This window comes from Solitalea longa (assembly GCF_002920915.1).
Taxonomy (GTDB): Bacteria; Bacteroidota; Bacteroidia; order Sphingobacteriales; family Sphingobacteriaceae; genus Solitalea; species Solitalea longa.
The window spans coordinates 388,570-414,259 of sequence record NZ_PQVF01000001.1; the positions used below are offsets into that span (position 1 = coordinate 388,570).

Genomic DNA, 25,690 nt, shown 5'->3' on the forward strand with positions numbered 1-25,690 from the left:
AAAAATTATTGCAGTTAGGCTAGCCTTTAATTAAGCTGACAACTCATATACTGCTTTAAGATTTGTAATGTAAAGATAAATAAGACTCAGTTTATTTAAATGTTAGGATAATATTTGATAAAAATGGATAAATATGATTTGATTTTAATAGGACCAGCCTCTCCTTTTATCTTAAGGTAAGTCATTACATTCATTCTCTAAACAAAAATTTAATTGATAAGCTTAAAGTTGTTGCCTTAGTTACTAATTAGAGTTAATAAGTTAGCTTTTCAATAAAAGGCTATCAGTTTTGAATAAAAATTAAATTATTGTGATTTATTTATATGATTTGGATTGCATAAATAAAGAACGGAATGCTAATGTCTAAAAGAGATTTCTTCAACTTGGTCACCCTCTTAGTTGTTTTCCTTAGAATTGTTTTCTAAATTGCAGTTAAGTTCTTTAATATTAGACTTTTCTGGCAAAGTTCTTGCTTAACTGTCCTTTCCAAAGCTAAATTTTACTCATTCGGTGTAAATTATTAACCTTGGATAGATTTCCAACCACAATTTGCGTATGTTATTACATTTACTCATTTTCCTATCGGCTCTTTTGGTTGTGAGCTTCTCAATTCCATCAATTATATATGTGGCATTTAAGAAAAGATTGTTTGATATGCCCTCAGAAGAACGAAAGATCCATAAAAAGATTATTCCTAATCTGGGAGGGATAGCCATATTTACCGGATTTCTGTTCTCTACATCATTATTTATTAAAAGCACTTTATTGCCAGAAGCTGGAGTTATTTTGGCTTCGGGAATTATTCTTTTTGTTATTGGCTTAAAGGATGATTTGGTAGGTATGAGCCCAGTTAAGAAGTTATTGGCTCAAATTATTGCAGCCATGTTAGTTGCTGTGCTGGCAGATATTCGTATTAGAAGTATGCATGGGTTGCTAGGCTTAAATGATTTTTCTTATCCTGTAAGCGTTGGTTTAACTGTTTTAGTAATTGTTGCAGTTGTAAATGCCTTTAACCTGGTTGATGGTATTGATGGGCTCGCAGGAAGTTTGGGTGTAGTTGTTTCTCTAACTTATTCCCTGCTTTTTTATTTAATGGGCGATATGGGTTGGTCGTATATGGCAATTGCCATGGCAGGTTCGCTTATTGGATTTCTTATTTACAACGTCTCGCCGGCTAAAATTTTCATGGGTGATACTGGTTCACTTTTAGTAGGAATGATCTCAGCGGTTTTGAGTGTTCAATTCATCGATTTGAGTAACGTGCATACTATCCAAGCTTTTGGTTTAGGAATACATTCATCTCCTGCTTTGGTAATGGCTATTCTGATTATTCCGTTATTTGATACAACACGAGTATTTACACTTCGTATTCTTAATAGCGAATCTCCGTTTAAAGCGGACAGGAATCATTTACATCACCGTTTAATCGACTTAAAACTATCTCATTCCATTTGTGCATTTATCCTGGTCGGGGTTAATCTGTTGTTTATTTCTTTAGCTCTTGCCTTTCAGCATATCGGTACAATGGAATTGCTGCTAGTTCTTTCCTTCTTTGCTGTATTCTTTAATTCTACCTTAACCATTTTATTAAATAAGCGTAAGAAAAAAGATCTTATTGTTCAGGATGCCAAACATACAGCGGATTCGTTAGCTACTGATCCAAAAGAGGAAAAAGAAAAATTTGTCGAATCAATTTTAGAACGCATTGCCAAAAACTAAAGGAATCGCTTTAGTTTCAACATATTATTGTAATTATGCATTTACCTTTAAAGAAGTTTTCTCTTCTTCTCTTTTTAGTTACACTCGGTTTTTACTCCAAGGCACAAACTGTAACAGGCCTAGGAACTTACTTAACGCCTCAGGAAGCTAAAAAACTATACACTGATACCATTGTCCGTCATACCCCTTTCAGGCCTTATGTTTTAAATAATAGTGATTCTTTGTTACTAGCAAAGGATTCATCGGTTCATAAAACATGGCTCGGTCGAAAAACTTTTGATGAGCATTTGTTGCAAGTTGTAAATCCTGAATACAAAATATACCTTGATTTCCTTCCAGACTTTCAAATTGGAAGTGACTTGAAGAATAACCGTACAACCTGGGTAAATACTCGGGGTTTTATGTTAGGTGGGAGTATTGGAAAGAATTTCTCGTTTTATACATCCTTTTATGAAAATCAGGGAGTTTTTCCTGTTTATGTAGATAATTACACACGAGGTATTAATGTTTTGCCGGGGCAGGGCGAGGTTAGAAATTACGGCGATCATGGTTTGGATTATTCCTATTCACAAGGAAGAATTTCTTATACTCCTTCGAAGTATTTCAATTTTGATCTTGGGTATGATAAGAACTTTATTGGAGACGGTTACCGCTCATTGTTATTATCGGATGCAGCAGCACCTTATCCCTATGTAAAAATAACTGCCACGATTTGGAAACTTCGTTATATGATGATGTGGGCACAAATGATCGATCGTGAATCTCCCAAATTGGATTACCAAAATGGTTACCGCAAAAAATGGGGGGCCTTTCATTATTTAGATTGGAATATTTCTAAAAAGGTTTCGGTTGGATTGTTCGAGAATATTATTTGGATGGATGCTGATTCCTTAGGAAAAAGGGGTTTTGACTGGAGTTACCTAAACCCTTTGTTGTTTTTCCGTCCGGTAGAGTTTGCTAATGGTTCACCGGATAAAGCCCTGGTAGGGTTGACTGCAAAATATAAAATGCTGCCTAAATTTACATGGTATGGACAATTCGCCTTGAACGAATTTACAGCCTCGGAATTCTTTAGTGGTGATGGGTATTGGGCAAACAAATGGGGGACACAGATTGGTTTCAGGTCATTTGATATTTTTGGTATTCCTAATCTACATTTTCAAGGAGAAGCAAATATAGTTCGACCTTATACTTATACAGCCCGTATACCAATTGTTGAAGGTGTTGCTGTGCCGAATAATGGTAAGCCTACCAATAATTATGTCCATTTTTCGCAGCCATTGGCGCATTTATGGGGAGCCAATTTTGAGGAATTTTTGGGTATAGTTAATTATACATGGAGAAGATTCGATGTTCGCGGACAATTCACTTATGGTTATTATGGCCGAGATCCGGAAGGGTTAAATTATGGCAAAAACATACTTAAACCGTATGATACCAGGGTAAGCGATTACGGAAATTATATCGGCCAGGGCATAACCTCGCATTTATACTATGGGGACATAAAAATCGCCTATGTATTAAATCCAAAATATAACCTGCGTTTCGAAACCGGATTAACCTATCGGAACGAGAAAAATGACGCGTCTCCGAGTAATACCACCATCGTAAGCGTTGGATTGAGGAGTTCGTTCAGAAATCTCTATTATGATTTTTAGACAATAAAAAAAGAAGCCGGAATCTTAATGAGATTTCGGCTTCTTTTTTTATTATGCTTATTTAAAATACTTGCTTAGATAGCGATCATTTTTTTTGTACTAGAAGCTTCAATCATTGTTTTAACCGTTTTGATGATGGCATTCCAATCATAGTTACATTCAGCATAAAGCTCCGTTTGTTCACCATGCTCTACAATTTTATCCGGCATTCCAAGGCGTTTAATCTGCGCTGAATACCCATTGTCAGTCATAAATTCCAGTACGGCCGAGCCCATTCCTCCCATCAAACATCCATCTTCAACAGTAATTATCTTTTTATATTTTTTGAAAACTTCATGTAATAGTTCCTCATCCAACGGTTTAACGAAACGTAGGTCATAATGTGCAGGATTAACACCCTCCGCGCTTAATTCTGCGCAAGCTTTTACAGCTTGGTTTCCAATTGCTCCAATTGTTAAGATTGCAATTTCCTCTCCGTCGCATATTTTTCTGCCTTTACCGATTTCAATTGCTTGCATTGGTCGCTTCCAGTCGGGCATAACACCGTTTCCGCGAGGATAACGAATTACAAAAGGGCCCATATTGTCTTGCTGAGCTGTGAACATCAGGTTTCTCAACTCTTCCTCGTTCATTGGAGCCGATACAATCATATTAGGAATACATCGCATAAATGCCAAGTCATAGGCTCCATGATGGGTAGGGCCATCAGCTCCGGCAACACCTGCCCTGTCCAAACAAAAAACAACGTTTAACTTCTGCAGAGCAACATCATGAATTACCTGATCATAGGCTCTTTGCATAAATGAAGAATAAATATTACAAAAAGGAACCAAGCCCTGAGTTGCTAATCCAGCTGAAAAAGTAACCGCATGCTGTTCTGCAATGCCAACATCAAATGCTCTGTCGGGCATTGCTTTCATCATAATATTTAAAGAACAACCTGATGGCATAGCTGGAGTAATTCCCATTATTTTAGGGTTTTTCTCAGCCAGCTCAACGATGGTATGTCCAAATACATCTTGAAACTTTGGAGGTTGTGGCGTAGTAGGAGTTGATTTTTTTATTTCTCCGGTGATCTTATCGAATAATCCGGGAGCGTGCCATTTGGTTTGATCTTGCTCAGCTAAAGCATAACCTTTACCTTTTACTGTAAGACAATGTAAAAGTTTAGGGCCGGGAATATGTTTCAAATCCTCTAATACCTTAGCCATATGTTCTACATTATGGCCATCTATTGGGCCAAAATATCTGAACTTTAAGGCTTCAAAGAAGTTGCTTTGTTTTAGGATGCTGCCTTTTATGGATTTCTCGATTTTTTTAACAATCTCGCGAGCGTTTGGGCCGAATTTGCTTATTGGGCCTAGGATCTTCCAAACGTCACTTTTAAACTGATTGTAAGATTGAGAAGTTGTAATATCTGTTAAATATTCTTTTAGTGCCCCTACATTCGGGTCAATAGACATGCAGTTGTCGTTTAAGATCACTAAAAGGTTTGAATTTTCTACTCCGGCATGATTTAAGGCTTCGAAAGCCATTCCTGCAGTCATGGCACCATCGCCAATGATTGCAATATGCTGGCGATTTTTTTCACCTTTATAATGTGAGGCCACTGCCATACCTAAAGCAGCCGAAATAGATGTGGAAGAATGGCCAACACCAAAAGTGTCATACTCACTCTCCGAACGTTTCGGAAATCCGCTTATTCCACCGTAAATTCTATTGGTATGAAAAGTATCACGGCGACCTGTTAAGATCTTATGACCATAGGCTTGATGACCAACATCGAATAAAATTTGGTCGTAAGGTGTATTGAAAACATAATGTAAAGCAACTGTTAACTCCACAACCCCCAGGCTGGCGGCGAAATGTCCGCCGTTTACCGAAACAATATCGATAATGTACTGCCTTAATTCCCTGCAAACTTCCTGTAGTTGCTCTTCCTTTAAATTTCTTAAGTCGGAAGGATAATTAATTGTTTTTAACAATGTTCCCGCTTCAACCTGCATTGTTCGATATTAAATAAACACTAGTAGTTTAAGCCAGCAAATATATGACTTAAACCTTATAAATGAGCTTTTGTTTCAGCTGCATTTGTAAAAAGCCATCAAACCGAATGGGTATTGTTTACGTCCAGATCGGCGCGCTTTAAACAATTAGAAACTGCTTTGTAAGCAAAGCTAACCATTTGGCAATATTACGATTTTAACCGTATACTATTTCTGATGATAAATCTAATTGTTTATTGATAAGTCACTTATCCTCATTGGTTGAAAACTAATGTGATGATAATTAAGTTGGAACTGTATTTTTGTCGCAAATCGGTTTAAGTTTTGAGTTTCGAGATAAAGCTAGCACAATTTGAAGGTCCGTTTGATCTGCTCCTATTTTTTATTGAGCGGGATGAATTAGATATCCACGATATTCCCATTGCACGAATTACCAACGATTTTTTTGACTTTATTCACAGCATGCAGGCGATGAACATTGAGTTGGCCAGTGAATTTATTCTCGTTGCAGCTACCTTAATGCGTATTAAAGCAAAACTGCTTATTCCCCGACCGGAGCTAGATGAAGAGGGTAATGAAATTGATCCCCGCCTGGATTTAGTGCAGAAGCTTTTGGAATACAAAAAATACAAAGCTGTTCTAAATGAATTCCAGTATTTGGAAGATGAACGCTTAAAGCAGGAGAAGCGAGGCAATATTGCCTATGAACTTGAGCAAATTGCCAGTCAGGCTATGCCGGGAGAAGAATTACAATCACTTGATTTATATCGTTTGCTTACCGTCTATGAAAAAGTAATGCAACGCTTTATTGACGGAACTAAGCAGGTGGTGCATACGGTGGTTCAGTATCCGTATTCTATAGAGGAGCAAAAAGTGGCGGTGATGAAGCTGTTTGAAAGCGATACTCGCGTTAGTTTTGAAAATGTTTTGGCCATCAGTAATGATAAAGTGCAACTTGTTTACAGCTTTTTGGCAGTTCTAGAACTTTTACAACAGCAAATACTTGATATAAGCATTGGGCTTGGTTTTAATAACTTTTGGCTAACGTCTAAAGAAGAGGTAGAGGAGTCTATTGAGGAGATGGAAAAATAAGGTTAGCCATTGTAATCTGTTCCCCTATTCATTTAAAAATCTACCGCTTACCAATGTAAGTGGTTTCTTAAATCTAAAAAGAGTTAGTAACTTCGCCGCACCTTAATCCCGAGAAAGGTGATCAGTTGTTTTCTATCGGATTTGACAATTGATTTTCAGCAAAACATATACAAAATTAATTATTCTCACATGAACAGAGATACAGTTCTATTTGATCTTATCGCTAAAGAAGCAATTCGCCAGGAAGAAGGCATCGAACTTATTGCCTCAGAAAATTTCACCAGTAAACAAGTAATGGAAGCCCAAGGCTCATGTTTAACGAATAAATATGCCGAAGGATTGCCTAATAAACGTTACTATGGCGGTTGCCAGATTGTTGATCAGGTAGAGCAATTAGCTATTGACCGTGCAAAGGAATTATTTGGAGCAGCTTGGGTTAACGTTCAGCCTCACTCTGGAGCTTCTGCTAATGCTGCGGTATTTTTGGCTTTATTGCAGGCAGGTGATAAGATTTTAGGATTTGACCTATCACATGGTGGACACTTAACTCACGGTTCACCTGTTAACTTTTCTGGTCGTTTGTATCAGCCAAATTTTTATGGTGTAGAAAAAGAAAGTGGCTTAATTGACTATAAGCAAATGGAAGAAGTTGCTTTACGTGAAAAGCCTAAAATGATCATTTGTGGAGCTTCGGCCTATTCTCGTGATTGGGATTATGTTCGCATTCGTCAAATTGCTGATCAGGTTGGTGCATTGGTACTTGCCGATATTTCGCACCCGGCAGGTTTAATTGCCAAAGGTTTGTTGAACGATCCGTTGAAACACTGTCATGTGGTTTCAACCACGACTCATAAAACCTTACGTGGACCGCGTGGAGGTTTGATTATGATGGGACAGGATTTCGAAAATCCATGGGGACAAAAAACTCCTAAAGGAGAATTGAAAATGATGTCGGCTATTTTGGATGGCGCCGTTTTCCCTGGTACACAAGGCGGTCCTCTTGAGCACGTTATTGCCGGTAAAGCGGTAGCTTTCGGCGAGGCGCTGACTGACGATTATAAACAATACATAACTCAGGTTAAGAAAAATGCTAGTCGTATGGCGCAAGCATTCGTTGACCGTGGCTATCAAATCATTTCGGGTGGAACTGATAATCACTTAATGTTGATCGATCTTCGCAATAAAAATGTAACTGGTAAAGCTGCTGAAGCTGCTTTAGTGGCTGCCGATATCACTACCAATAAAAACATGGTTCCATTTGATGACAAATCTCCATTTGTTACCTCAGGCTTCCGTGTTGGTACTGCTGCAGTTACCACCAGAGGAATGAAGGAAGAGCACATGGATACCATTGTTGAGCATATTGACCGTGTGTTGATGAATGTTGATAACGAGGCGGAAATTAAAGAAGTGAAGAAAAAGGTAAATACCTGGATGCACGATTTTCCTTTGTATAAATAATTATATTAAATAAAAAAACAAAAAACGGCAATGAGGATCCTCATTGCCGTTTTTTGTTTTACCCTAACAGTCGGCAGGCTAGGGATTCTATTGCTCAAACAGTGTTCTATACTAATCAGTTTGTAGAAGCTGCAAAACATAAGTCTCCATAGCATATAAACAGTTGAATTGCTGGTTTTCTTTTTGATAAACTTATTTATCGGCTTCAATAAATACTTTCATAATGCTATTTATTACTTAATAAATAGTTAGATTACTCTTTTTTTTCTTTATGTAATTGTTTGATACTTAAATTAAGGATGGTTTTTGATGTATTCAGAACAATAAAATTGAAAATATATAGGAAATGAAATTTACACGCTCTCAACTCTGTCTTTCTTCTATTGTTTTTTCTTTCTTTTTTTTTGCCGAAGGATGCACAACTAAGCAAGATCCCTCCGATTCTTCAATCAGCTTTAATAAAGCAATCCCGAAATCTTCTATTGATTTTTCCCGAATGAGTCAGGGAGATGAAATTCCGGGTAGATATATTTTATTATTTGAAGACCCCACACTGGCTATTGAATCAACCAATGAAACATTAACCTATGAACAGGCGATCGATAAAGCTGCAGAAAGCGCAAAACAGATTATCTTCGAAAATAATCTGAAAAACGCCAGAATTGAACTGGCATTTGGTTCAATTTTAAATGGTTGTGTTTTAAGCGGCGTTTCTAAAACTGAACTTAAACAATTAGAGGCCAGCAAACGGATCAAAATGATTGAATCAGATAAAGTTATTGCTTTGAAACCCATGGCGGCTAAACAGAGCAGTGCTGGTTTTGAATATGTACCATGGGGGGTGCAACGTGTGGGAGGTAGTAGAAATGGTATTGGTAAAACTGCATGGGTGTTTGATACCGGTGTGGATCTTACACATAAGGACCTTACCATTGATCAGACTTTAGCCAAAAACTTTGTCGATGATGGTTCTGATACTCAGGATTACTTTGGACATGGAACACATGTAGCAGGTATTATTGCAGCGAAGAAAAATAATTCTGGGGTGGTGGGCGTTGCTGCCGGCGCAAAAATAGTCCCTATAAGAATACTTGATTTTGCCGGTAACGGTGCGGTTTCCTGGGCAATAGCCGGTGTTAATTATGTTGGAAGTAAAGCTAAAAAAGGCGATGTAGCAAATATGAGTTTGGTAGGACCGCCATCAAAGTGCCTTGATTGTGCAGTGTCCAGAGCAGCTGCTAAAGGTATTAAGTTTGTTCTTGCTGCAGGAAATACTACCGAAGATGCAAATTTGTTTTCCCCAGCAAGGGTTAATGGTCCAAATATTTATACGATCAGTGCCTGTGACATCACAGATGGATTAGCTTGGTTTTCTAATTACGGGAATCCTCCAATTGATTTTGCAGCTCCCGGATTTGATATCCTCTCAACCTATTTAAATGGAGGTTATGCAACTATAAGTGGAACTTCAATGGCTGCTCCTCATGTGGCAGGTATTTTATTATTCGGGCCTGTTAAAGCAAGTGGAACCGTTAGTAATGATGCCGATGGTACGCCAGATAAAATTGCCCATCGATAGCCAGTATATTGAAGTATAATAAAAAATTGGGTGGAGGGAATGAGAAGAAATACTAAATTAGCGGGCTTAAAACCCCTGTAAAAAAAGAAAGCAAGATTAACTAAGTTAATCCCGCCTTCTATCTAAATTTACGCTCTCTTTGTCTTTTTACGCAGCCTAACTCAAAAGGTTACAAAAAAAATAAAATTTTTTATTAAGAGCTGTAACTAGCAGATACACAGCGTAAAAAATCTTTGGTTCTTATATGTTTAAACAATCTTTTATTTAGCGTAAGCAATTGTGGCAACACTAATTTGAATATCCTGCACGGTATGTAAGCATTCAATGCAGGATAGAAGTGTTGATCCTGTGGTAACAACATCGTCAACCAATAGAATATGCTGTCCAATTAGGTCCTGAGCATTATTTAATTTAAAAATTTGCTCAACATTTAGATGACGCTGATATCGTGTCTTCTTTGTTTGTGTTTCATTAGACTGTGCACGGCACAGTGCGCTGGTGTTTACAGGTACCTTCATCGTTTCTGATAAACCATTGGCAAAGCATTCAGCTTGATTGAACCCTCTGCTTTTAAGTTTCTGCTTATGCAATGGCACAGGTATTATTACAGTTGCTTTATTAAAGGGACTTGAATACAAAAGTTGATAGCCATATATTTTCCCGATTTTTATACCAACCTCTTGCCTTCCCTTGTATTTAAGTTGATGTAAGAGATTTTGAACTTTGCCTCCTTTTCTAAAATGAAAACAGGCACTCGCTCCTGCAATTTTGGCCTTGCCCCAAAACTGCTTAGCAACCGGATTTTCTATATCCAGATGAAAGTTGGTGTAAGGCAAGTGTTGTTGACAATAGATGCAGATTGATTCTTCACCTTTGAACAAATTGTTGCCACATGCCTGGCATAGTTCAGGAAATACCAACGATAGAAAATCGTTGAAATACTCTTGTAAGAAATTCATAGCATAGGAAGTATGTATTCCTAAGTTAGAATTTTCGTAGAATAAATCAGGTAATTGTTTAGGCTTGATCTTTTAGTTCTTGTCCTTCTTTTACTGCTAATTGTCCACAAGCGGCATCAATATCTTTACCGCGACTTCTGCGGATATGAACATTTACATTGTTTTTACGTAAGTAATTTGCAAAAGCTTCCAATTTGTCTTCTTCAGTATTTATGAAATCTGCAAATGCAATTGGATTGTACTCGATTATATTAACCTTACAAGGAACATGTTTGCAGAAAGCAGCTAGCTCTTTGGCATCCTGTAAAGAGTCGTTGAAATTATTAAAAACGATGTATTCGTAAGTAACCGGGTTTTTGGTTTTCGAGAAATAATATTTCAAGGCATCGCGCAAAGCATTTAATGAGTTTTGCTCATTGATCGGCATGATCTCATTACGTTTTGTATCATTTGCGGCATGAAGAGATAGCGCCAGGTTGAACTTCACATTATCATCGCCAAGTTTTCGGATCATTTTAGCAATACCTGCCGTAGAAACTGTAATACGCTTGGCGGCCATATTCAAACCATCTTCAGCCGTTAATCGTTCAAGCGATTTCATCATGCCACTATAATTAAGCAAAGGTTCACCCATGCCCATATAAACTATGTTTGAAAGCGGAATGCCATAATTTTCGCGGGCTTGCTTATCAATCAAAACAACCTGGTCGTAAATTTCATCGGCATTGAGGTTTCGTTTACGATCCATATAACCGGTGGCGCAAAACTTACAGGTTAAGCTGCAGCCAACTTGTGATGAAACACAAGCAGTCATGCGGTCTTCTGTAGGAATTAGAACACCTTCAATTATATTCCCATCATAAAGAGCAAATGTATTTTTAATGGTTCTGTCGGAGCTGATTTGCTGTTTGTGAAGGCTAACGGCATTAATAGTAAAGTTTAGGTTAAGCTTTTCACGCAGTTCTTTCGAGAGATTGGTCATCTCCTCAAAACTCCATGCCGATTTTTTCCAGAGCCATTCATAAACTTGTTTTGCTCTAAATGCCTGTTCTCCCATTTCGGTAAACAGTTTTTTTAAATCCTCGAGTGAGTATGCGCGTATATCCTTCTTAACCAAAGCCTTTTCCATGGCGCAAAGATACGGTTTTTGTTAATTTGAGGTTTTAAATTTTAGCTTTCCGGTTGAAGGTACATAAATTACGTAGCTTCTAAGTTTCTCCGTGGTTCTGTCTTATCTTTGGGGCATGCGAAAAATTTCTGCCGATTGGGTTTATACACTATCTGGGGCACCGCTTAAAAACGGCGTGATTGTAATTAACGATAAGAATGAAGTTGTCGATGTTTTACCTGGTAATGAGCCAAGTTTAGACGTTGAATTTTTCTCAGGAATAATTTGTCCCGGTTTTATTAATGCTCATTGTCACCTTGAATTATCGCATTTAAGAAATAAACTTCCTCAAAGAACCGGATTGGTTGGTTTTATTCAAAATGTGCAACAGTTTAGGGAGGCTAAAGAAGAGGAGATCTTAAAAGCAATTGAAGCGGCAGAAGATGAAATGATTCAAAACGGAATCGTGGGAGTTGGAGATATCTCTAATTCGTCCTATACGTTTGATCAAAAAAGAAAACAGCGCGTAAACTATCATACTTTTATAGAGGTTTTCGGTTTTAACCCGGCCAATGCTGAATCAATTTACAATAGGGCCGAAGAGTTGTTGGCCCAGGCTCCTCAAATAGCTTCCATTACACCTCATGCTCCTTATTCTGTTTCGGAAAAGCTTTTTGAGTTAATTGATAACACACAATTGCTTTCCATTCACAACCAAGAATCAAAGGAAGAGAATGCCTTTTATATCAATAAAACAGGCGATTTTCTAAAACTTTATCAGGGATTCAACTTAGACATATCTTTTTTTAATCCGAGTGGAAACAACTCACTAACAACCTATTTCAATTGGATGGGAAATGGTCGAAAGCTGTTGGTGCATAATACTTTTACTGCTGAAGACGACGTTGATTACGTTGAAGCTATGGGTGAAAACTTCTGGTGCTTGTGTCCAAATGCTAATTTGTATATCGAAAATGGTCTTCCTGATATTTCCATGTTTGTTAAAAAAGAATTGAAATTAGTATTAGGGACCGATAGTTTGGCATCAAATACACAATTGTCAATTTTAGAAGAAATGAAAACAATTTCGCGTCATTTTTCTTCGATTGATTTAGAACTTATGCTTATCTGGACATGTAAAAATGGTGCAGAATTATTTGGCTGGGATCAATTGGGGACTATAGAAAAGGGGAAAATTCCGGGCTTAAACCTTATCAAGAATTATACGTATGATGCTAAAACGGGAAAATTATTGTTAACCGGTCAATCAACAGTTAGTAAGATTTGTTAAGGGTATAAGGGATCAATTTAAAAATCTAAATAAATATAAATGCAACAGCAGCTTTTGTTGGTTGATGAGAATGATACTATTATCGGCTACGGTGATAAACTTTCGGTGCACGAAAAAGGGTTGCTTCACCGCGCATTTTCAATTTTTGTTTTTAATATGAAGCGTGAACTTCTGCTTCAAAAAAGAGCAGAAGCTAAGTACCATTCGGGCGGATTGTGGACAAATACCTGTTGCAGTCACCCTTTAAAAGGAGAAGATCTGGAGCTAACACTTCATAGAAAGCTTAAGGAAGAAATGGGTTTTGATTGCGCAGTTTCATTTAAATATAAGTTTATCTACAAGGCTGCGTTTGATAATGGCTTAACGGAGCACGAGCTTGATTATGTTTATGTGGGAGAGTATGATGGCTTGGTAGAACCAAATCCTGAAGAGGCAGAAGATTTTAAATGGATATCACTTGAAGAGTTGGTTCTCGATGTCAATTTAAATCCTCGAAATTATACCGAATGGTTTAAAGAAATTGTTCCAAATCTTTCAACGCTTATAAATTGTTAAGGCGAATCATGAAACATCTTAGTATTACAGTTAAAGGTAAAGTTCAGGGCGTTTATTTTAGAGCCAGTGCAAAGGATGTAGCTGTTAGTTTGGGATTAAAAGGATTTGTAGAAAATCAAAAAGATGGTTCTGTTTATATAGAGGCTGAAGGTTTAACCGAAAAATTATATCAATTGGTTGAATGGTGCAAAAAAGGACCAGCAAGAGCCATTGTTGACAAAGTGCATATTTTAGAAGGGGAACTTAAAGATTTTAAAACTTTCGAAGTTCGAAAAAAGACTATTTTTGGCTTCTAAAATTTAAGAGCAGCTTTGTCAGTTTTAAAAAAATTCGTTGGCCAAACGGCAATTTACGGCTTAAGCAATATTGCTACCCGTATTCTAAACTTCTTTTTAACTCCTATATATACCAAAATTTACTCGCAAGCTGTTTATGGTATTTTTACTACCCTGTATAGCTGGGCATCCATTGTTAATGCAATTCTGGCTTTTGGAATGGAAACCACCTATTTCAGGTTTCTTGGAAAAGAAAAGGATAAAGAAAAGGTTTATTCCAATTCTTTTTGGGGAGTTACAGCTGTTGCAATTGCATTTTTAGTATTAGGGTTGTCATCTTCCCAATACATTGCGAATTGGCTGCAATCAGATAATACTTCAATTGATTATCTGCCTTTTGTTCGTTACTTTATTTGGATACTGGCAATTGATGCAGTTTGTGTTATTCCTTTTGCAAAGCTACGTGCCGACGACAGAGCTACCCGATACGCCATGGTTAAAATTGTGAACATCGGAACTTTCATCGGATTAAACCTGTTCTTTATTTTTGTGGTTCCTTTGATGATCAAGAAACAACTTCCCGGTTATCAGTTATTCATAAATGTTCAGCATAATTGGGTAGGATATGTTTTTCTGGCAAACCTTATTGCAAGCATAATCACCTTACTACTGCTGTTGCCTGAAATTTTAAAGGTGAAATTTCAATTTAGTACTGAGCTTTTATCTACCATGTTGAGTTATAGTTGGCCTATTCTGGTTGCCAACCTGTCATTCATCATTAATGAAAATCTTGATAAAATTTTACTCGATCGTTATTTAGACCCTAAGGAAGTGGGTATTTATGGTGCCTGCTGTAAATTATCCATTTTCATGAATATTTTTATTCAGGCCTTCAGGTTGGGTGCCGAACCTTTCTTTTTTAGTCATGCTAAAAATGCCAATGCACCTAAAACTTATGCTACCATTATGCATTACTTCATTATCGTGGTTTGCATAATTAATGTAGGATTAATGGCCAATATTGATATTCTTAAACATTTCATAGGTTCAAGTTTTTGGGTTGGACTTCCCGTGGTGCCGATTCTGCTCTTTGCCTATGTTTGTCTGGGTATTTATATGAACTTGTCCGTGTGGTATAAACTTTCAGATCAAACTAAATACGGATTATACATTTCGGCAGTTGGGGCATTTATAACTATCGCATTAAATATTCTGTTCATTCCAAAATTCAGTTATATAGCCTCTGCCTGGACAAGTCTATTTGCCTATATGGCGATGATGATTTTGTCGTATGTATTAGGTCAGCGAAACTATCCTATTCCTTACCAGTTAAAAGAGGCACTGATTTACATGTCGCTGTCGGCAGTTGCGGTAATTGTTTTGCAACTTGGATTTCATAACAACATTTTTATAGGAAACCTGTTTGTTATCTTGTTCCTGGGTTTTGTATTTATGAAAGAGAAGGATAATTTTAAAAAACTTATTAAAGCTTAAAAGGAGATAAAGAACGTGCAAATAAAACTTATCAATCAATCTAATAATCCAACACCGGTTTACGAAACTGTCGCTTCAGCAGGAATGGATCTTCGCGCTTTTGTTGAGGACCAAATAATTATCAAACCTTTTGAGCGTAAGTTAATTCCAACCGGATTATTTATGGAATTGCCGGTTGGTTTTGAGGCCCAAATTCGTCCTCGCAGTGGTTTGGCATTAAAGCACGGCATCACTGTCTTAAATTCACCCGGTACTATTGACGCAGATTACCGTGGAGAAGTTAAAGTTTTATTAATAAATTTATCAGATACAAACTTTGAGGTGAATAGTGGAGACCGTATTGCTCAAATGATTGTTGCAAGACATGAGCAGGCAGAATGGCTTGAGGTTGAAGTTCTTTCAACTACCGAGCGTGGAGCAGGAGGTTACGGACATACCGGTCTTCAATAAATTTGGGGCGGTGCAATAGTCTGATTCATATTACGTTATTGCTAAATGATGGGTTTTGAGAAGAAAGTTATTCTATCTGTAATAACTTTAACAGCAGCTATTCAGGTTTCTTATGGTCAGGCGGCCAGAAAGGAATCAGTGCGTCCTAATGCACCATCATCCGGTAAAGTGCTTACATCTTCTGACAGCGCAAGGGTAAAATATTATTACCTAAGTGGTTTGCGTGAAAAAACACTTGGGGAAACCAATAACGCCATCCGAAATTTTCTACTTTGCTTAGATATTGATAATACTAACGAAGCTGCTTATTATGAATTGGCGCTTGCTTATCAGGCACTCGAACAAAATGAATCTGCTTTAATTGCTATCAACAAAGCTATTCAATATAATAAGGAACAGGTTTGGTATTACCAGCTTAAGGCCAGTTTACAACAACAGCTGGATATGTTCAGCAAGGCTGCTGACACCTATTCAGTATTGATCGGCCTTAAACCTCAGTCGGAAGAATTTTATTACAGTCAGGCTAATGCCTTAATATTTGCCGATCGGATTGACGAAGCTTTAGTCTTATATACTAAAATTGAAAGACGTTTTGGTTATAGTGATGACCTGATTTTGCAACGTCAACGGGTTTATTTGAAAAAGGGTGATTTGCAAAGCGCTGTTAGGGAAATGGAGGGTTTGATAAAACGCTATCCTGATGAAGTTCGGTATTACCTGATGGCGGCAGAGTTATATGAATCGAATAATTTTTATGACAAGGCGCTGGAAAAATACCAACAGGCAATGCGAATAGCCCCAGATAATGGCTATTTACATTTAGCGCTGGCTGATTATTATAAAATTAAGGGAAATAAAACTGCGGTTTTTGATGCTGTAAAGAAGGCTTTCATCTCTGATGAGGTGGATGTGGATTCAAAGATCAGAATACTTTACAATAACTACACTGATAATAACCAGCAAGCAGTAAAAGGCGAGGCATTAGTCCTTTCAGCCTTATTGATCGATAAATATCCCTACAATGCGCAGGTATATGCTATTCGCGCTGATTTTATGATGATACAGGATAAGAAGAAAGAAGCCTGTGAACTGTATAAAAAATCATTAGCGAACGATAAAAGCAATTACACTGTATGGGAACAGTTGGCAAGGGTACAACTTAGTTTGAATAATTTTAGTGAAGTAGAGAAAACCACTGTTGCCGCCATAGGATATTTTCCTGATAAGGTGTTGTTGTATCTTTTTGCTGGCATTGCAAAATCGCAAACGGGCAATAATCAAGACGCAATAGTTTTATATAATAAGGGGCTTTTGTTGTCAAAAGATAATAAAGAATTATCGGCCCAGTTTTATGCTAATATTGGCGATGCTTATCATGCCATGGGCAATTACCCTGAATCGGATAAAGCATATGAGAATTCAGTATTGCTTGATTTTAATAATCCGCTTGTATTGAATAATTACGCATATTACTTAAGTTTGCGGGGCAAAGACCTTCAGAAGGCGGAACGGATGGCGCGTCGGGCAATTCAACTTGAACCTAATAATACATCATATGAAGATACTTACGGTTGGGTATTGTATCGTTTAGAACGTTATCAGGAAGCAAAAGTGTGGATCGAAAAGGCTTTAAGTAATAATGTTGCTAAAAGCGCCACGCTAGTTGAGCATTATGGAGACATTATGTTTAAGTTGGGTAATAAAGACGAGGCTTTGTCATATTGGAAAAAAGCAAAAGAATACGGTAGTAAATCAGAGTTGTTAGAAAGAAAAATAAATGATCAAGCCTTACACGAATAAGTTCATTCTCATATTACTTGTTTTGGGGTTATTTACCTCTGCCTGCAGGCCAAAAAAGGCAATTGTTGAAACAGGCCCCTTAAATAAAAAAGAGCTTACCGAGCTTGAAAAAGCAAAAATTAGATTCGAAAAACAATCGGATAGCGCTGAGCTTGCGTTTGACTATTTCAGTGGAAAGGCTAAAGCGGTTATTTCTACAGATGGACGTGATGATAACGCCACGATAAATCTTCGCATAAAAAAAGATGAAATTATTTGGGCATCCGTTTCTGCTTTTGGCTTTGAAGCTGCCCGGGCTTTTATTACCCCTGATAGTGTTAAAGTGTTAGTGCGTTTGGGTAAAAACTCTTATATCAATAAAGGTTTTGACTATATTCAGCAGCTGACCAATAAAAAAGTTGATTTTAAAACTCTTCAGGCAATTTTGGTGGGTAATAAGGTGCGAAATTTTTCGAGTTCAAAAGATGATTTTAAAATTGAGGATTTATTTTACATCATCACTGGAGAACAAGAAGGCTTGAAGTATAAATTCAACTATAATAATCAGTTTAAAACAGATAATTTTTCTATAGATAACAGCTCTCCTGATCAACATCTGATTGTTTCTTACGGCAACTATTCAACTTATAATTCCAATTTGGTGCCGCTGGAATTATCTATATCTTCGCAAACGGGTGATAAGAAACTGGGCGTTTACCTGCGGTATAACAAAATTACAGTAAACGAGCCATTAGAATTCCCATTTTCAGTACCTAAACGATTTAATTAAGTTGTTATAATGAAGTTGCTTCTTAATAAAAAAGATTTTTATTGCGCATTTGTATGCCTCATTCTATTAGGTATAAGTTCCATTGCTTTTGGCCAGTCTCGTGATGAATTGGAAAAGAAGAAAAAGCAACTGAATCAGGATATTGAATATACCAATAAAATTCTGAAGCAAACTCAAGAGAAAAAGGCAGTTTCGCTTAAAGGCTTACGGGTGCTTAATAGCCAAATTCAAACGCGTGAAAAGGTAATTACTAATATTAATACCCAAATAAAAGTTATCTCTACTCAAATTGTTGAGAAGAATAGAAACATATCCTCATTGCAGCAACAGCTCGAACTTTTAAAGAAGGAATATTCGAGTATGGTATTGTTTGCCTTCCGTAATCAAAGTGCCTACAATAAATTGATGTTTATTTTTGCCGCAAATGATTTCAACCAAGCTTATAAGCGGATGAAGTATTTGCAGCAATTTGGTACATACCGTCGTAAACAGGCCGAATACATTGAACGCACCAAACGTGCCTTAAATGTTAAGGTAATGGAGCTCAATACCGATAAAAAAGATAAAAACAGTCTTTTGGGCGAAGAACAGAAAGAAAAGACCACGCTTACAAAAGAAAAGCAAAAGCAAACGCAGGTTGTAGGTCAGTTGCAAAGCCGCGAGAAAGTCTTGCGCCAGGAGATCGCCAAAAAACAACGGGAAGCACAAAAACTAAACAAAGCAATACAGGATATTATTCGTCGCGAAATTGAAGAAGCGCGCAAAAGAGCAGAAGAGGAAGCTCGTCGTAAAGCGGAAGCAGAAGCAAAGGCAAAGGGAACAACGGCTCCTACTACTACCCCTAAAACATCTTCTGGTTCTTCTGTACTTTCATCAACTCCAGAAGGCGCTAAATTAACAGCTGATTTTGAAAGTAATCGCGGGCGTTTACCTTGGCCGGTAGAGAAAGGTATTATTGTGGAACGCTTTGGTGTTCATCCGCACCCTGTATTAGAGAAAGTGGAGATCAATAATGACGGTGTTGATATCAAAACCAACTCAGGGGCTTCGGTAAGAGCTGTATTTGGAGGCAAGGTGGTTGCCGTAACAGCAATGTTTGGAGAATATGCAATATTGATCAGTCATGGTGAATACTTTACCGTTTATTCAAATTTGCGATCCGTTTCAGTTTCAAAAGGACAGATGATAGGTGTTAAACAAGCCATTGGAACAGTTTCTACTGATGCGGAAGGAAACTCTGAATTGAATTTCCAGGTAAGGAAAGGAGCCACGGCACTTAATCCGGAGTATTGGTTGGCTAATTAGGTTTGGAAGTTAAATTCATTTAATCTTCATAATGCCGCACTACGTTTGTTTGGTAGAAATGTCTAAAAATAAGGACGTAAAAAATAATTATCGTATATTTGCCAAAAAATTAAAGAGATGTTAAATCACAGTTTGTTGTTTTTAAACTTAGGTACGGGAGAGCTTATTCTTATCATGTTTGCTATCTTATTGTTATTTGGTGGCAAAAAACTACCTGAATTGGCTCGTGGCTTAGGTAAAGGGATTCGTGAGTTTAAAGATGCCTCTAGCGGTATTAAACAGGAGATTGAGGACAGTATGAATAATCCTGAGCCTTCAAAAAAAGAACAACAATAGTTTCTTCTTTTAAAACTTTATTTTTCCCAGTTTAAAGATCATATTTTTTAGACCTTGCAATCTTACGATTCTTTAGCAGCTGTTCAGGCAGCTATTTCTACTAGTAGTTTAACGCTTGAACAGCTTGTAAATAATTATCTCCACCGTATTAATGCTAATCAACATCTGAATGCATTTGTTGAAGTATTTGTTGATGAAGCCATTCAAAAAGCACAGTTAATTGATAAAAAAATTAAGAATGGGACAGCCGGGAAACTTGCCGGAATGGTTATCGGTATAAAAGATAATATTTGCTATAAAAATCATAAGGTTTCTGCTTCTTCTAAGATCTTAGAAGGTTTCACTTCCATTTACTCTTCTACAGTTGTTGAGCGATTATTGGCTGAAGATGCCATCATAATCGGTCGCTTGAATTGCGATGAGTTCGCAATGGGAGGTTCGAACGAGACTTCTTATTACGGCCCGGTTTTAAATGCCGCTGATACTACAAAAGTGTCAGGTGGGTCATCAGGAGGTTCGGCTGTAGCTGTACAAGCCGATTTATGTCTTGCAGCTCTTGGCACTGATACAGGAGGTTCGGTTCGCCAGCCCGCTGCTTTTTGCGGAGTTGTTGGTTTGAAACCTACTTATGGCCGTGTTTCCCGCCATGGAATAATTGCTTTTGCTTCTTCATTTGATCAGGTAGGCCCAATTACGAAGTCGATTGAAGACGCTGCCTTGTTATTGGAGGTAATTGCCGGTAAAGATGAATACGATGGAACGGCCACATCGATCCCTGTTCCAAACTATTCGAATGAGCTAAACTTTAACGGGAAAGCCCGTATTGCTTATTTAGACGAAACGTTGAATAGCGAAGGACTTGACCCTGAAATTAGAGCATTAATGCAGCAAAATATTGATTTGTTGCGTGCAGATGGTCATACTGTTGAAGAAGCCCATTTTCCTTTGTTAGACTATGTGGTTCCTACTTACTATATTTTAACAACTGCAGAGGCTTCATCTAATCTTGCTCGTTACGACGGTGTGCACTATGGGTATCGTAGTCCTCAAGCAATAGATCTGGAATCTACTTATAAAAAATCCCGCACCGAAGGTTTTGGTCTGGAGGTAAAACGCCGCATTATGCTTGGCACTTTTGTTTTAAGTGCAGGTTATTATGATGCGTATTATGCCAAAGCTCAAAGGGTTCGTCGCATGATCATGGATAATCTGAATGAAATTCTTTCTAAATACGATTTTATCCTCCTTCCAAATGCACCTACAACAGCCTGGAATTTAGGTGAGAAGTTAAAAGATCCGGTAGTGATGTATCTTGAAGATATTTTCACTGTTCAGGCCTCACTTTCAGGATTACCTGCTATATCTGTTCCTGTTGGCCAGCATTCAAACAATTTGCCTATTGGCTTACAATTGATCGGAAAGAAATTCGATGAGGCTGGTTTACTTTCTTTTTCAAAAATCCTTTTAAATATTAATAAAAAAGCTTAACTTAAAATAGCTGATATTTAACAAGTTGAAGTTTATTGTTTGTTCGGGTGATTTTTTTATTCAAAGCAACGTAACAAACAGTTAACATTCATCGTTTTACAATTTGTTTTGTTCCTGAATATTTTGGTTTAGGAATAGTATTTAACTTAGTTCGTTTCTTGCCGTTGGCAATTGATGAAAATGAAACAAATCAGATAACAGATGAAGAAAAATTTACTTTCGTTGTGCTTTATTATCTTGTCATCTGCTGTTTTGGCAAATGGTGTGGTTCCAAAACTTTGTAAGGCTTTTAAGTCGATGCACCCTGTCGGGCGAGATACAGGCGCGATTGCTGAGTCGATGGCCTGTTCTACTACAGATACCTTATTTGTTTTGCCCTCCGATCCTTCTGAAATTCCCTATTTCGAAAATCATATCTATAAACTTCGATTAGACTCTATAAAAAGTCAAATTCCACTCGACTATAATGAATTGGTTCAAAATCATATTGATCTGTATGCTTTTAAACGTAGAAGTTTAGTGTCGAAAATGATGGGAATAGGCCAATACTATTTTCCAATTTTTGAAAAGTTCTTAAAGGAAGAAGGCTTACCCCTCGAATTGAAATATCTTCCTGTAATCGAATCTACGTTAAAGCCTACTGCTGTATCAAGAGTTGGTGCAACTGGTTTGTGGCAATTTATGTACGGCACAGGTAAAATGTATGATCTGGATGTTAATTATTATATCGATGAACGGCGTGACCCTGTTGCATCAACTATTGCTGCTGTACGGTTCTTAAGCGATTTATTTGATCGTTACAGCGATTGGTTGCTTGTAATAGCTGCCTACAATTGTGGTCCCGGCAATGTCGACAGAGCAATAGCAAAGGCAGGTGGAAGTGCTAATTTTTGGGATATACGACCTTACTTGCCACGTGAAACTGCAAATTATGTTCCCGCATTTATTGCTGCCACTTATATTATGACCTATGCTCCTCAGCATAATATTGCTTTAGAAACCTGTGAATTCAGTATTGAAACCGATACTGTTATGGTTGATAAGGCTTGTTCTTTAGCTAAAATTGCAGGAGTGCTAAATGTTACGCCAGAAGAACTGAATTTCCTTAATCCGAAGTACCGGAAGCATATAATAAATGCAAACGCCACAACTCCTCAAGAGTTAGTGCTTCCTAAACCAGCAAAAGAGTATTTTGCAAGCTTAGATGCCGGTCAGCTCGAACAATGTTTTGTTAAGTTAGGTAAGTATTCGGCCCCGAACGAGCGATGGCAAACGGATGATGAATTTGTTCGCTTACTAAAAAATAGAAGAGGTACCCATTCGGTAAATTATTATAAAGTTAAATATGGTGATAATCTCGGGTCAATTGCCAGCAAGCATAAATGTTCTGTTTCTGACCTTAAAAAATGGAATGGACTTCACTCCAGCCACATTGCCTACGGCCAGCGTATCAAAGTATATTCTTCTAACAAAGAATTTTTAGCGGCTTCAAAAGAGAAAAAGGCATCTCGTACTTACAAAGTTCGGCCCGGAGATACGTTATCGACCATCGCTGAAAAGTTTGACGGCATGACCGTGGAAAAACTTAAAAAACTTAATAAGATTAAAAATGCTAAAAGCATAAAACCAGGAACCACGTTAAAGGTTGGTTAAGGAAAGAAAATCTATATATAGTAATTTAAGCTCCTGTAAGGAGCTTTTTTAGTATAAATTTAATGCAAAAATAAAATGATCAATAAGGTTTTTAAATTAAATTATTATAAAGGATAATTAAGATTCCTAACTTGTATTGAAAAAATTAAAAAAAATCGGATAATAAAATATAAATCTGTGATTTTTTAGCTTATTTTTTAATTTTGGCGATTCACTAAAAAAAACTGATTTAAATGAGTAAGACCACTCGTAAACAGGATGCGCTCGACTACCACGCAATTGGCCGTCCTGGAAAAGTAGAAGTAGTTCCTACGAAAGCCACCAACTCTCAACGCGATTTATCGTTAGCCTATTCCCCAGGTGTGGCTGAACCTTGTTTAAAAATTGCAGAAAATGTAGACGATGTTTATAAATATACAGCCAAAGGAAACCTGGTTGCCGTTATCAGTAACGGTACTGCAGTACTTGGTTTAGGAAACATTGGTCCTGAAGCCGGTAAACCGGTAATGGAAGGCAAAGGCGTTTTATTCAAAATATTTGCCGACATCGATGTTTTTGATATTGAATTAAATGTTACTGACGTAGATGAATTTGTACGTACAGTTAAAGCACTGGAGCCGACTTTCGGAGGTATTAACCTGGAAGATATTAAAGCTCCGGAATGTTTTGAGATAGAACGCAGATTAAAAGAAGAACTGAATATTCCGGTAATGCATGATGATCAGCACGGTACTGCTATCATTTCTGCGGCAGCTTTGTTGAATGCCCTTGAATTACAGCATAAAAAGATTGAGGATGTTAAAATTGTTGTTTGTGGTGCTGGTGCGGCGGCAATGTCGTGTACCCGTTTATACGCTTCATTAGGCGCTCGCAAGGAAAACATTGTAATGACCGACTCAAAAGGAGTTATTCGTGCTGATCGTCCAGGATTGGATAATTCAAAGAAAGAGTTTGCCACACAACGTACAGATATTAATACTTTAGAAGAAGCCATGGTAAATGCTGATGTATTTATCGGTCTCTCTACAGCCGGAACGGTTCAACCTGAAATGTTAAAGTCAATGGCGCCTAAAGCGATTGTTTTCGCAATGGCAAATCCAGATCCGGAAATTGGTTATGAACTGGCTCTTCAAACCAGAAACGATATTATTATGGCTACCGGCCGCTCTGATTATCCTAATCAGGTAAATAACGTTCTTGGTTTCCCTTACATTTTCCGCGGAGCATTGGATGTGTTGGCTACTCAGATTAACGAGGAAATGAAATTGGCTGCTGTAGTAGCCATAGCCGAGTTGGCTAAAAAGCCTGTGCCGGAGGCTGTTAACTTGGCCTATAACCAAAGCAATATCATTTTTGGCAAGGAATACATTATTCCTAAACCATTGGATATGCGCCTGATCACTCATGTGGCTCCTGCTGTAGCTAAAGCTGCAATTGCTTCGGGTGTGGCTCGTAAACCAATTACCGATTGGGATGGATATGTAGAGGGCTTGAAAAAACGTTTGGGTCTTGACGATAAATTGATGCGCAATGTTGCAATGCGCGCTAAAACTCAGCCTAAACGTGTAGTATTCGCAGAAGCTGATAATTACAAAGTATTAAAAGCTGCGCAGATCGTTAAGGATGAAGGTATTGCTATTCCAATTCTTTTGGGTAACATCGACAAGATCAAAGCGATCATTGCAGAGAATAACCTTGATTTAGGTACAACCTCCATCATTGATCCGATTGCAAATGAGAATAAATTGCAGGAGTATGCTGAGATTATCTATAAAAAACGTCAGCGCAGAGGAGTAAGCCTTAGCGATGCTCGCAAAATGGTGCGGGATCGTAATTACTTTGGATCAATAATGGTTGAGTTGGGAGAAGCGGATGCAATGATCTCAGGCTTAACAAAAAGTTATAAGAACGTAGTGAAACCAGCACTGGAGGTAATTGGAACTCGCCCAGGTGTTAAGCGCGTGGCTGGTATGTATATGATGCTTGCCAAAAAAGGACCTATTTTCTTTGCTGATGCCACTGTAAATGTGGATCCATCAGCTCAGGAAGTTGTTGATATAACCTTATTGGTGAATGAAGCAGTTGAAGCATTCAATATTAAACCACGAATTGCTTTATTGTCATATTCTAACTTTGGATCCAATGATGGCGTAAGTGCCGTGAAAATGCGTGATGCTTCAGCAATTTTGCACCAGCAACATCCTGATCTGCTTGTTGAAGGTGAAGTTCAGGCAAATTTTGCGATGAACCCTGAGATGATGAAAGCCAATTTTCCATTCTCACGTTTAGCCGACGAGCCTGCTAACACACTGATCTTCCCTAACCTTGAATCAGGTAATATTGCCTATAAATTGCTGCAAGAAGCTGGTGGAGCCGAAGCTGTAGGTCCTATTTTATTAGGTTTAAACAAACCGGTACATATCCTTCAAATGGACAGTTCGGTTCGTGAAATTGTAAATATGGTAACTGTTGCCGTTGTTGATGCACAGAAACGTGAGCAACTGGCAAAGTAATCTTCTGTCATAATTAAAATCCGGTAGTTAATAGGGTTCTTTAACCAAGAATCCATAAATTAGCTACCGATTTTATTTTATATAATCATCTCCAAAGTAACCTTTAAGCCAACAATAAAGTATAATCAATAATCTTTTTATTTTTAGGCTGGCATAGTTTGATAATTTGCCGGTATAAC

Annotated in this window: 20 protein-coding genes; 17 read left to right on the forward strand and 3 right to left on the reverse strand. The window is 37.6% G+C overall.

The features are described from left to right. The first annotated feature begins 555 nt into the window (after positions 1 to 555). Both C3K47_RS01815 and C3K47_RS01820 read left to right on the forward strand, forming a co-directional pair. Entirely contained in the window at positions 556 to 1,719 is a 1,164-nt protein-coding gene (locus C3K47_RS01815) for an MraY family glycosyltransferase (RefSeq protein ID WP_103787358.1), read from the forward strand. A 35-nt stretch (positions 1,720 to 1,754) separates the two neighbouring features. After that, the gene (locus C3K47_RS01820) at positions 1,755 to 3,377 is read left to right on the forward strand and encodes a hypothetical protein (protein WP_103787359.1); all 1,623 of its coding nucleotides are present in this window, start codon (positions 1,755 to 1,757) and stop codon (positions 3,375 to 3,377) included. Between the two features lie 74 nt (positions 3,378 to 3,451). On the opposite strand, the gene dxs is transcribed toward C3K47_RS01820, so the two are convergent. Then, positions 3,452 to 5,383 (reverse strand): 1-deoxy-D-xylulose-5-phosphate synthase, encoded by a 1,932-nt coding sequence (gene dxs / locus C3K47_RS01825; RefSeq protein WP_103787360.1) that lies wholly within the window; start codon positions 5,381 to 5,383, stop codon positions 3,452 to 3,454. Positions 5,384 to 5,707: 324 nt separating this feature from the next. On the opposite strand from dxs, the gene C3K47_RS01830 reads away from it, so the two are divergent. The 3 genes from C3K47_RS01830 (at position 5,708) to C3K47_RS01840 (ending at position 9,515) form a co-directional block, all read left to right on the forward strand. Next, entirely contained in the window at positions 5,708 to 6,475 is a 768-nt protein-coding gene (locus C3K47_RS01830; RefSeq protein WP_103787361.1) for a segregation and condensation protein A, read from the forward strand. Between the two features lie 189 nt (positions 6,476 to 6,664). After that, a complete protein-coding gene (glyA, locus tag C3K47_RS01835) occupies positions 6,665 to 7,936 on the forward strand; it encodes a serine hydroxymethyltransferase (RefSeq protein ID WP_103787362.1) in 1,272 nt (423 codons plus the stop codon). Between the two features lie 346 nt (positions 7,937 to 8,282). After that, positions 8,283 to 9,515, forward strand: coding sequence for a S8 family peptidase (locus C3K47_RS01840; RefSeq protein ID WP_103787363.1), 1,233 nt, complete (start codon positions 8,283 to 8,285; stop codon positions 9,513 to 9,515). 260 nt (positions 9,516 to 9,775) lie between these two features. Here the strand turns inward: C3K47_RS01840 and C3K47_RS01845 are convergent, their stop codons facing one another. Continuing rightward, the gene (locus C3K47_RS01845) at positions 9,776 to 10,474 is read right to left on the reverse strand and encodes a ComF family protein (protein WP_103787364.1); all 699 of its coding nucleotides are present in this window, start codon (positions 10,472 to 10,474) and stop codon (positions 9,776 to 9,778) included. A 58-nt stretch (positions 10,475 to 10,532) separates the two neighbouring features. After that, complete coding sequence (gene rlmN / locus C3K47_RS01850) at positions 10,533 to 11,603, reverse strand: 23S rRNA (adenine(2503)-C(2))-methyltransferase RlmN (protein WP_103787365.1); 1,071 nt, start codon at positions 11,601 to 11,603, stop codon at positions 10,533 to 10,535. 115 nt (positions 11,604 to 11,718) lie between these two features. Here rlmN and C3K47_RS01855 point away from each other — a divergent pair, with 115 nt between their 5' ends. The 12 genes from C3K47_RS01855 to C3K47_RS01910 all read left to right on the forward strand — a co-directional run bounded on the left by C3K47_RS01855 (position 11,719) and on the right by C3K47_RS01910 (position 25,511). Then, positions 11,719 to 12,873, forward strand: a complete 1,155-nt coding sequence (locus C3K47_RS01855) for an amidohydrolase family protein (RefSeq protein WP_103787366.1) — start codon at positions 11,719 to 11,721, stop codon at positions 12,871 to 12,873. Positions 12,874 to 12,912: 39 nt separating this feature from the next. Next, the gene (idi, locus tag C3K47_RS01860) at positions 12,913 to 13,428 is read left to right on the forward strand and encodes an isopentenyl-diphosphate Delta-isomerase (protein ID WP_103787367.1); all 516 of its coding nucleotides are present in this window, start codon (positions 12,913 to 12,915) and stop codon (positions 13,426 to 13,428) included. Between the two features lie 8 nt (positions 13,429 to 13,436). Next, a complete protein-coding gene (locus tag C3K47_RS01865) occupies positions 13,437 to 13,724 on the forward strand; it encodes an acylphosphatase (protein ID WP_103787368.1) in 288 nt (95 codons plus the stop codon). A 15-nt stretch (positions 13,725 to 13,739) separates the two neighbouring features. Further along, the gene (locus tag C3K47_RS01870; protein WP_103787369.1) at positions 13,740 to 15,197 is read left to right on the forward strand and encodes a lipopolysaccharide biosynthesis protein; all 1,458 of its coding nucleotides are present in this window, start codon (positions 13,740 to 13,742) and stop codon (positions 15,195 to 15,197) included. A 15-nt stretch (positions 15,198 to 15,212) separates the two neighbouring features. Then, a complete protein-coding gene (gene dut, locus C3K47_RS01875; RefSeq protein ID WP_103787370.1) occupies positions 15,213 to 15,647 on the forward strand; it encodes a dUTP diphosphatase in 435 nt (144 codons plus the stop codon). Between the two features lie 45 nt (positions 15,648 to 15,692). Then, a complete protein-coding gene (locus C3K47_RS01880; RefSeq protein ID WP_103787371.1) occupies positions 15,693 to 17,447 on the forward strand; it encodes a tetratricopeptide repeat protein in 1,755 nt (584 codons plus the stop codon). Next, on the forward strand, positions 17,425 to 18,216 hold the full coding sequence (locus C3K47_RS01885; RefSeq protein WP_103787372.1) for a DUF4292 domain-containing protein: 792 nt from the start codon (positions 17,425 to 17,427) through the stop codon (positions 18,214 to 18,216). The genes C3K47_RS01880 and C3K47_RS01885 overlap by 23 nt, the downstream gene beginning before the upstream one ends. Before the next feature lie 9 nt (positions 18,217 to 18,225). After that, entirely contained in the window at positions 18,226 to 19,521 is a 1,296-nt protein-coding gene (locus tag C3K47_RS01890; protein ID WP_103787373.1) for a murein hydrolase activator EnvC family protein, read from the forward strand. Positions 19,522 to 19,638: 117 nt separating this feature from the next. Continuing rightward, positions 19,639 to 19,857 carry a Sec-independent protein translocase subunit TatA/TatB gene (locus C3K47_RS01895; protein WP_103787374.1) on the forward strand — a complete coding sequence of 73 codons (219 nt, stop codon included), beginning with the start codon at positions 19,639 to 19,641 and terminating at the stop codon, positions 19,855 to 19,857. A gap of 54 nt (positions 19,858 to 19,911) precedes the next feature. Then, the gene (gatA, locus tag C3K47_RS01900) at positions 19,912 to 21,345 is read left to right on the forward strand and encodes an Asp-tRNA(Asn)/Glu-tRNA(Gln) amidotransferase subunit GatA (protein WP_103787375.1); all 1,434 of its coding nucleotides are present in this window, start codon (positions 19,912 to 19,914) and stop codon (positions 21,343 to 21,345) included. A 201-nt stretch (positions 21,346 to 21,546) separates the two neighbouring features. Then, positions 21,547 to 22,998 carry a LysM peptidoglycan-binding domain-containing protein gene (locus C3K47_RS01905; protein ID WP_103787376.1) on the forward strand — a complete coding sequence of 484 codons (1,452 nt, stop codon included), beginning with the start codon at positions 21,547 to 21,549 and terminating at the stop codon, positions 22,996 to 22,998. A 233-nt stretch (positions 22,999 to 23,231) separates the two neighbouring features. Beyond that, entirely contained in the window at positions 23,232 to 25,511 is a 2,280-nt protein-coding gene (locus C3K47_RS01910) for an NADP-dependent malic enzyme (protein ID WP_103787377.1), read from the forward strand. Positions 25,512 to 25,690 lie beyond the last annotated feature (179 nt).

What these genes read in the sequence shown, in the direction of transcription:
- C3K47_RS01885 (WP_103787372.1), top strand. Translation starts at nt 17,425, where the DNA reads ATGATCAAGCCTTACACGAATAAGTTCATTCTCATATTACTTGTTTTG.
- C3K47_RS01845 (WP_103787364.1), bottom strand. Translation starts at nt 10,474, where the DNA reads ATGAATTTCTTACAAGAGTATTTCAACGATTTTCTATCGTTGGTATTT.
- C3K47_RS01820 (WP_103787359.1), top strand. Translation starts at nt 1,755, where the DNA reads ATGCATTTACCTTTAAAGAAGTTTTCTCTTCTTCTCTTTTTAGTTACA.
- C3K47_RS01895 (WP_103787374.1), top strand. Translation starts at nt 19,639, where the DNA reads ATGTTAAATCACAGTTTGTTGTTTTTAAACTTAGGTACGGGAGAGCTT.
- C3K47_RS01905 (WP_103787376.1), top strand. Translation starts at nt 21,547, where the DNA reads ATGAAGAAAAATTTACTTTCGTTGTGCTTTATTATCTTGTCATCTGCT.
- dxs (WP_103787360.1), bottom strand. Translation starts at nt 5,383, where the DNA reads ATGCAGGTTGAAGCGGGAACATTGTTAAAAACAATTAATTATCCTTCC.
- C3K47_RS01865 (WP_103787368.1), top strand. Translation starts at nt 13,437, where the DNA reads ATGAAACATCTTAGTATTACAGTTAAAGGTAAAGTTCAGGGCGTTTAT.
- C3K47_RS01855 (WP_103787366.1), top strand. Translation starts at nt 11,719, where the DNA reads ATGCGAAAAATTTCTGCCGATTGGGTTTATACACTATCTGGGGCACCG.
- C3K47_RS01890 (WP_103787373.1), top strand. Translation starts at nt 18,226, where the DNA reads ATGAAGTTGCTTCTTAATAAAAAAGATTTTTATTGCGCATTTGTATGC.
- rlmN (WP_103787365.1), bottom strand. Translation starts at nt 11,603, where the DNA reads ATGGAAAAGGCTTTGGTTAAGAAGGATATACGCGCATACTCACTCGAG.
- glyA (WP_103787362.1), top strand. Translation starts at nt 6,665, where the DNA reads ATGAACAGAGATACAGTTCTATTTGATCTTATCGCTAAAGAAGCAATT.
- C3K47_RS01910 (WP_103787377.1), top strand. Translation starts at nt 23,232, where the DNA reads ATGAGTAAGACCACTCGTAAACAGGATGCGCTCGACTACCACGCAATT.
- C3K47_RS01815 (WP_103787358.1), top strand. Translation starts at nt 556, where the DNA reads ATGTTATTACATTTACTCATTTTCCTATCGGCTCTTTTGGTTGTGAGC.
- C3K47_RS01840 (WP_103787363.1), top strand. Translation starts at nt 8,283, where the DNA reads ATGAAATTTACACGCTCTCAACTCTGTCTTTCTTCTATTGTTTTTTCT.
- C3K47_RS01880 (WP_103787371.1), top strand. Translation starts at nt 15,693, where the DNA reads ATGATGGGTTTTGAGAAGAAAGTTATTCTATCTGTAATAACTTTAACA.
- idi (WP_103787367.1), top strand. Translation starts at nt 12,913, where the DNA reads ATGCAACAGCAGCTTTTGTTGGTTGATGAGAATGATACTATTATCGGC.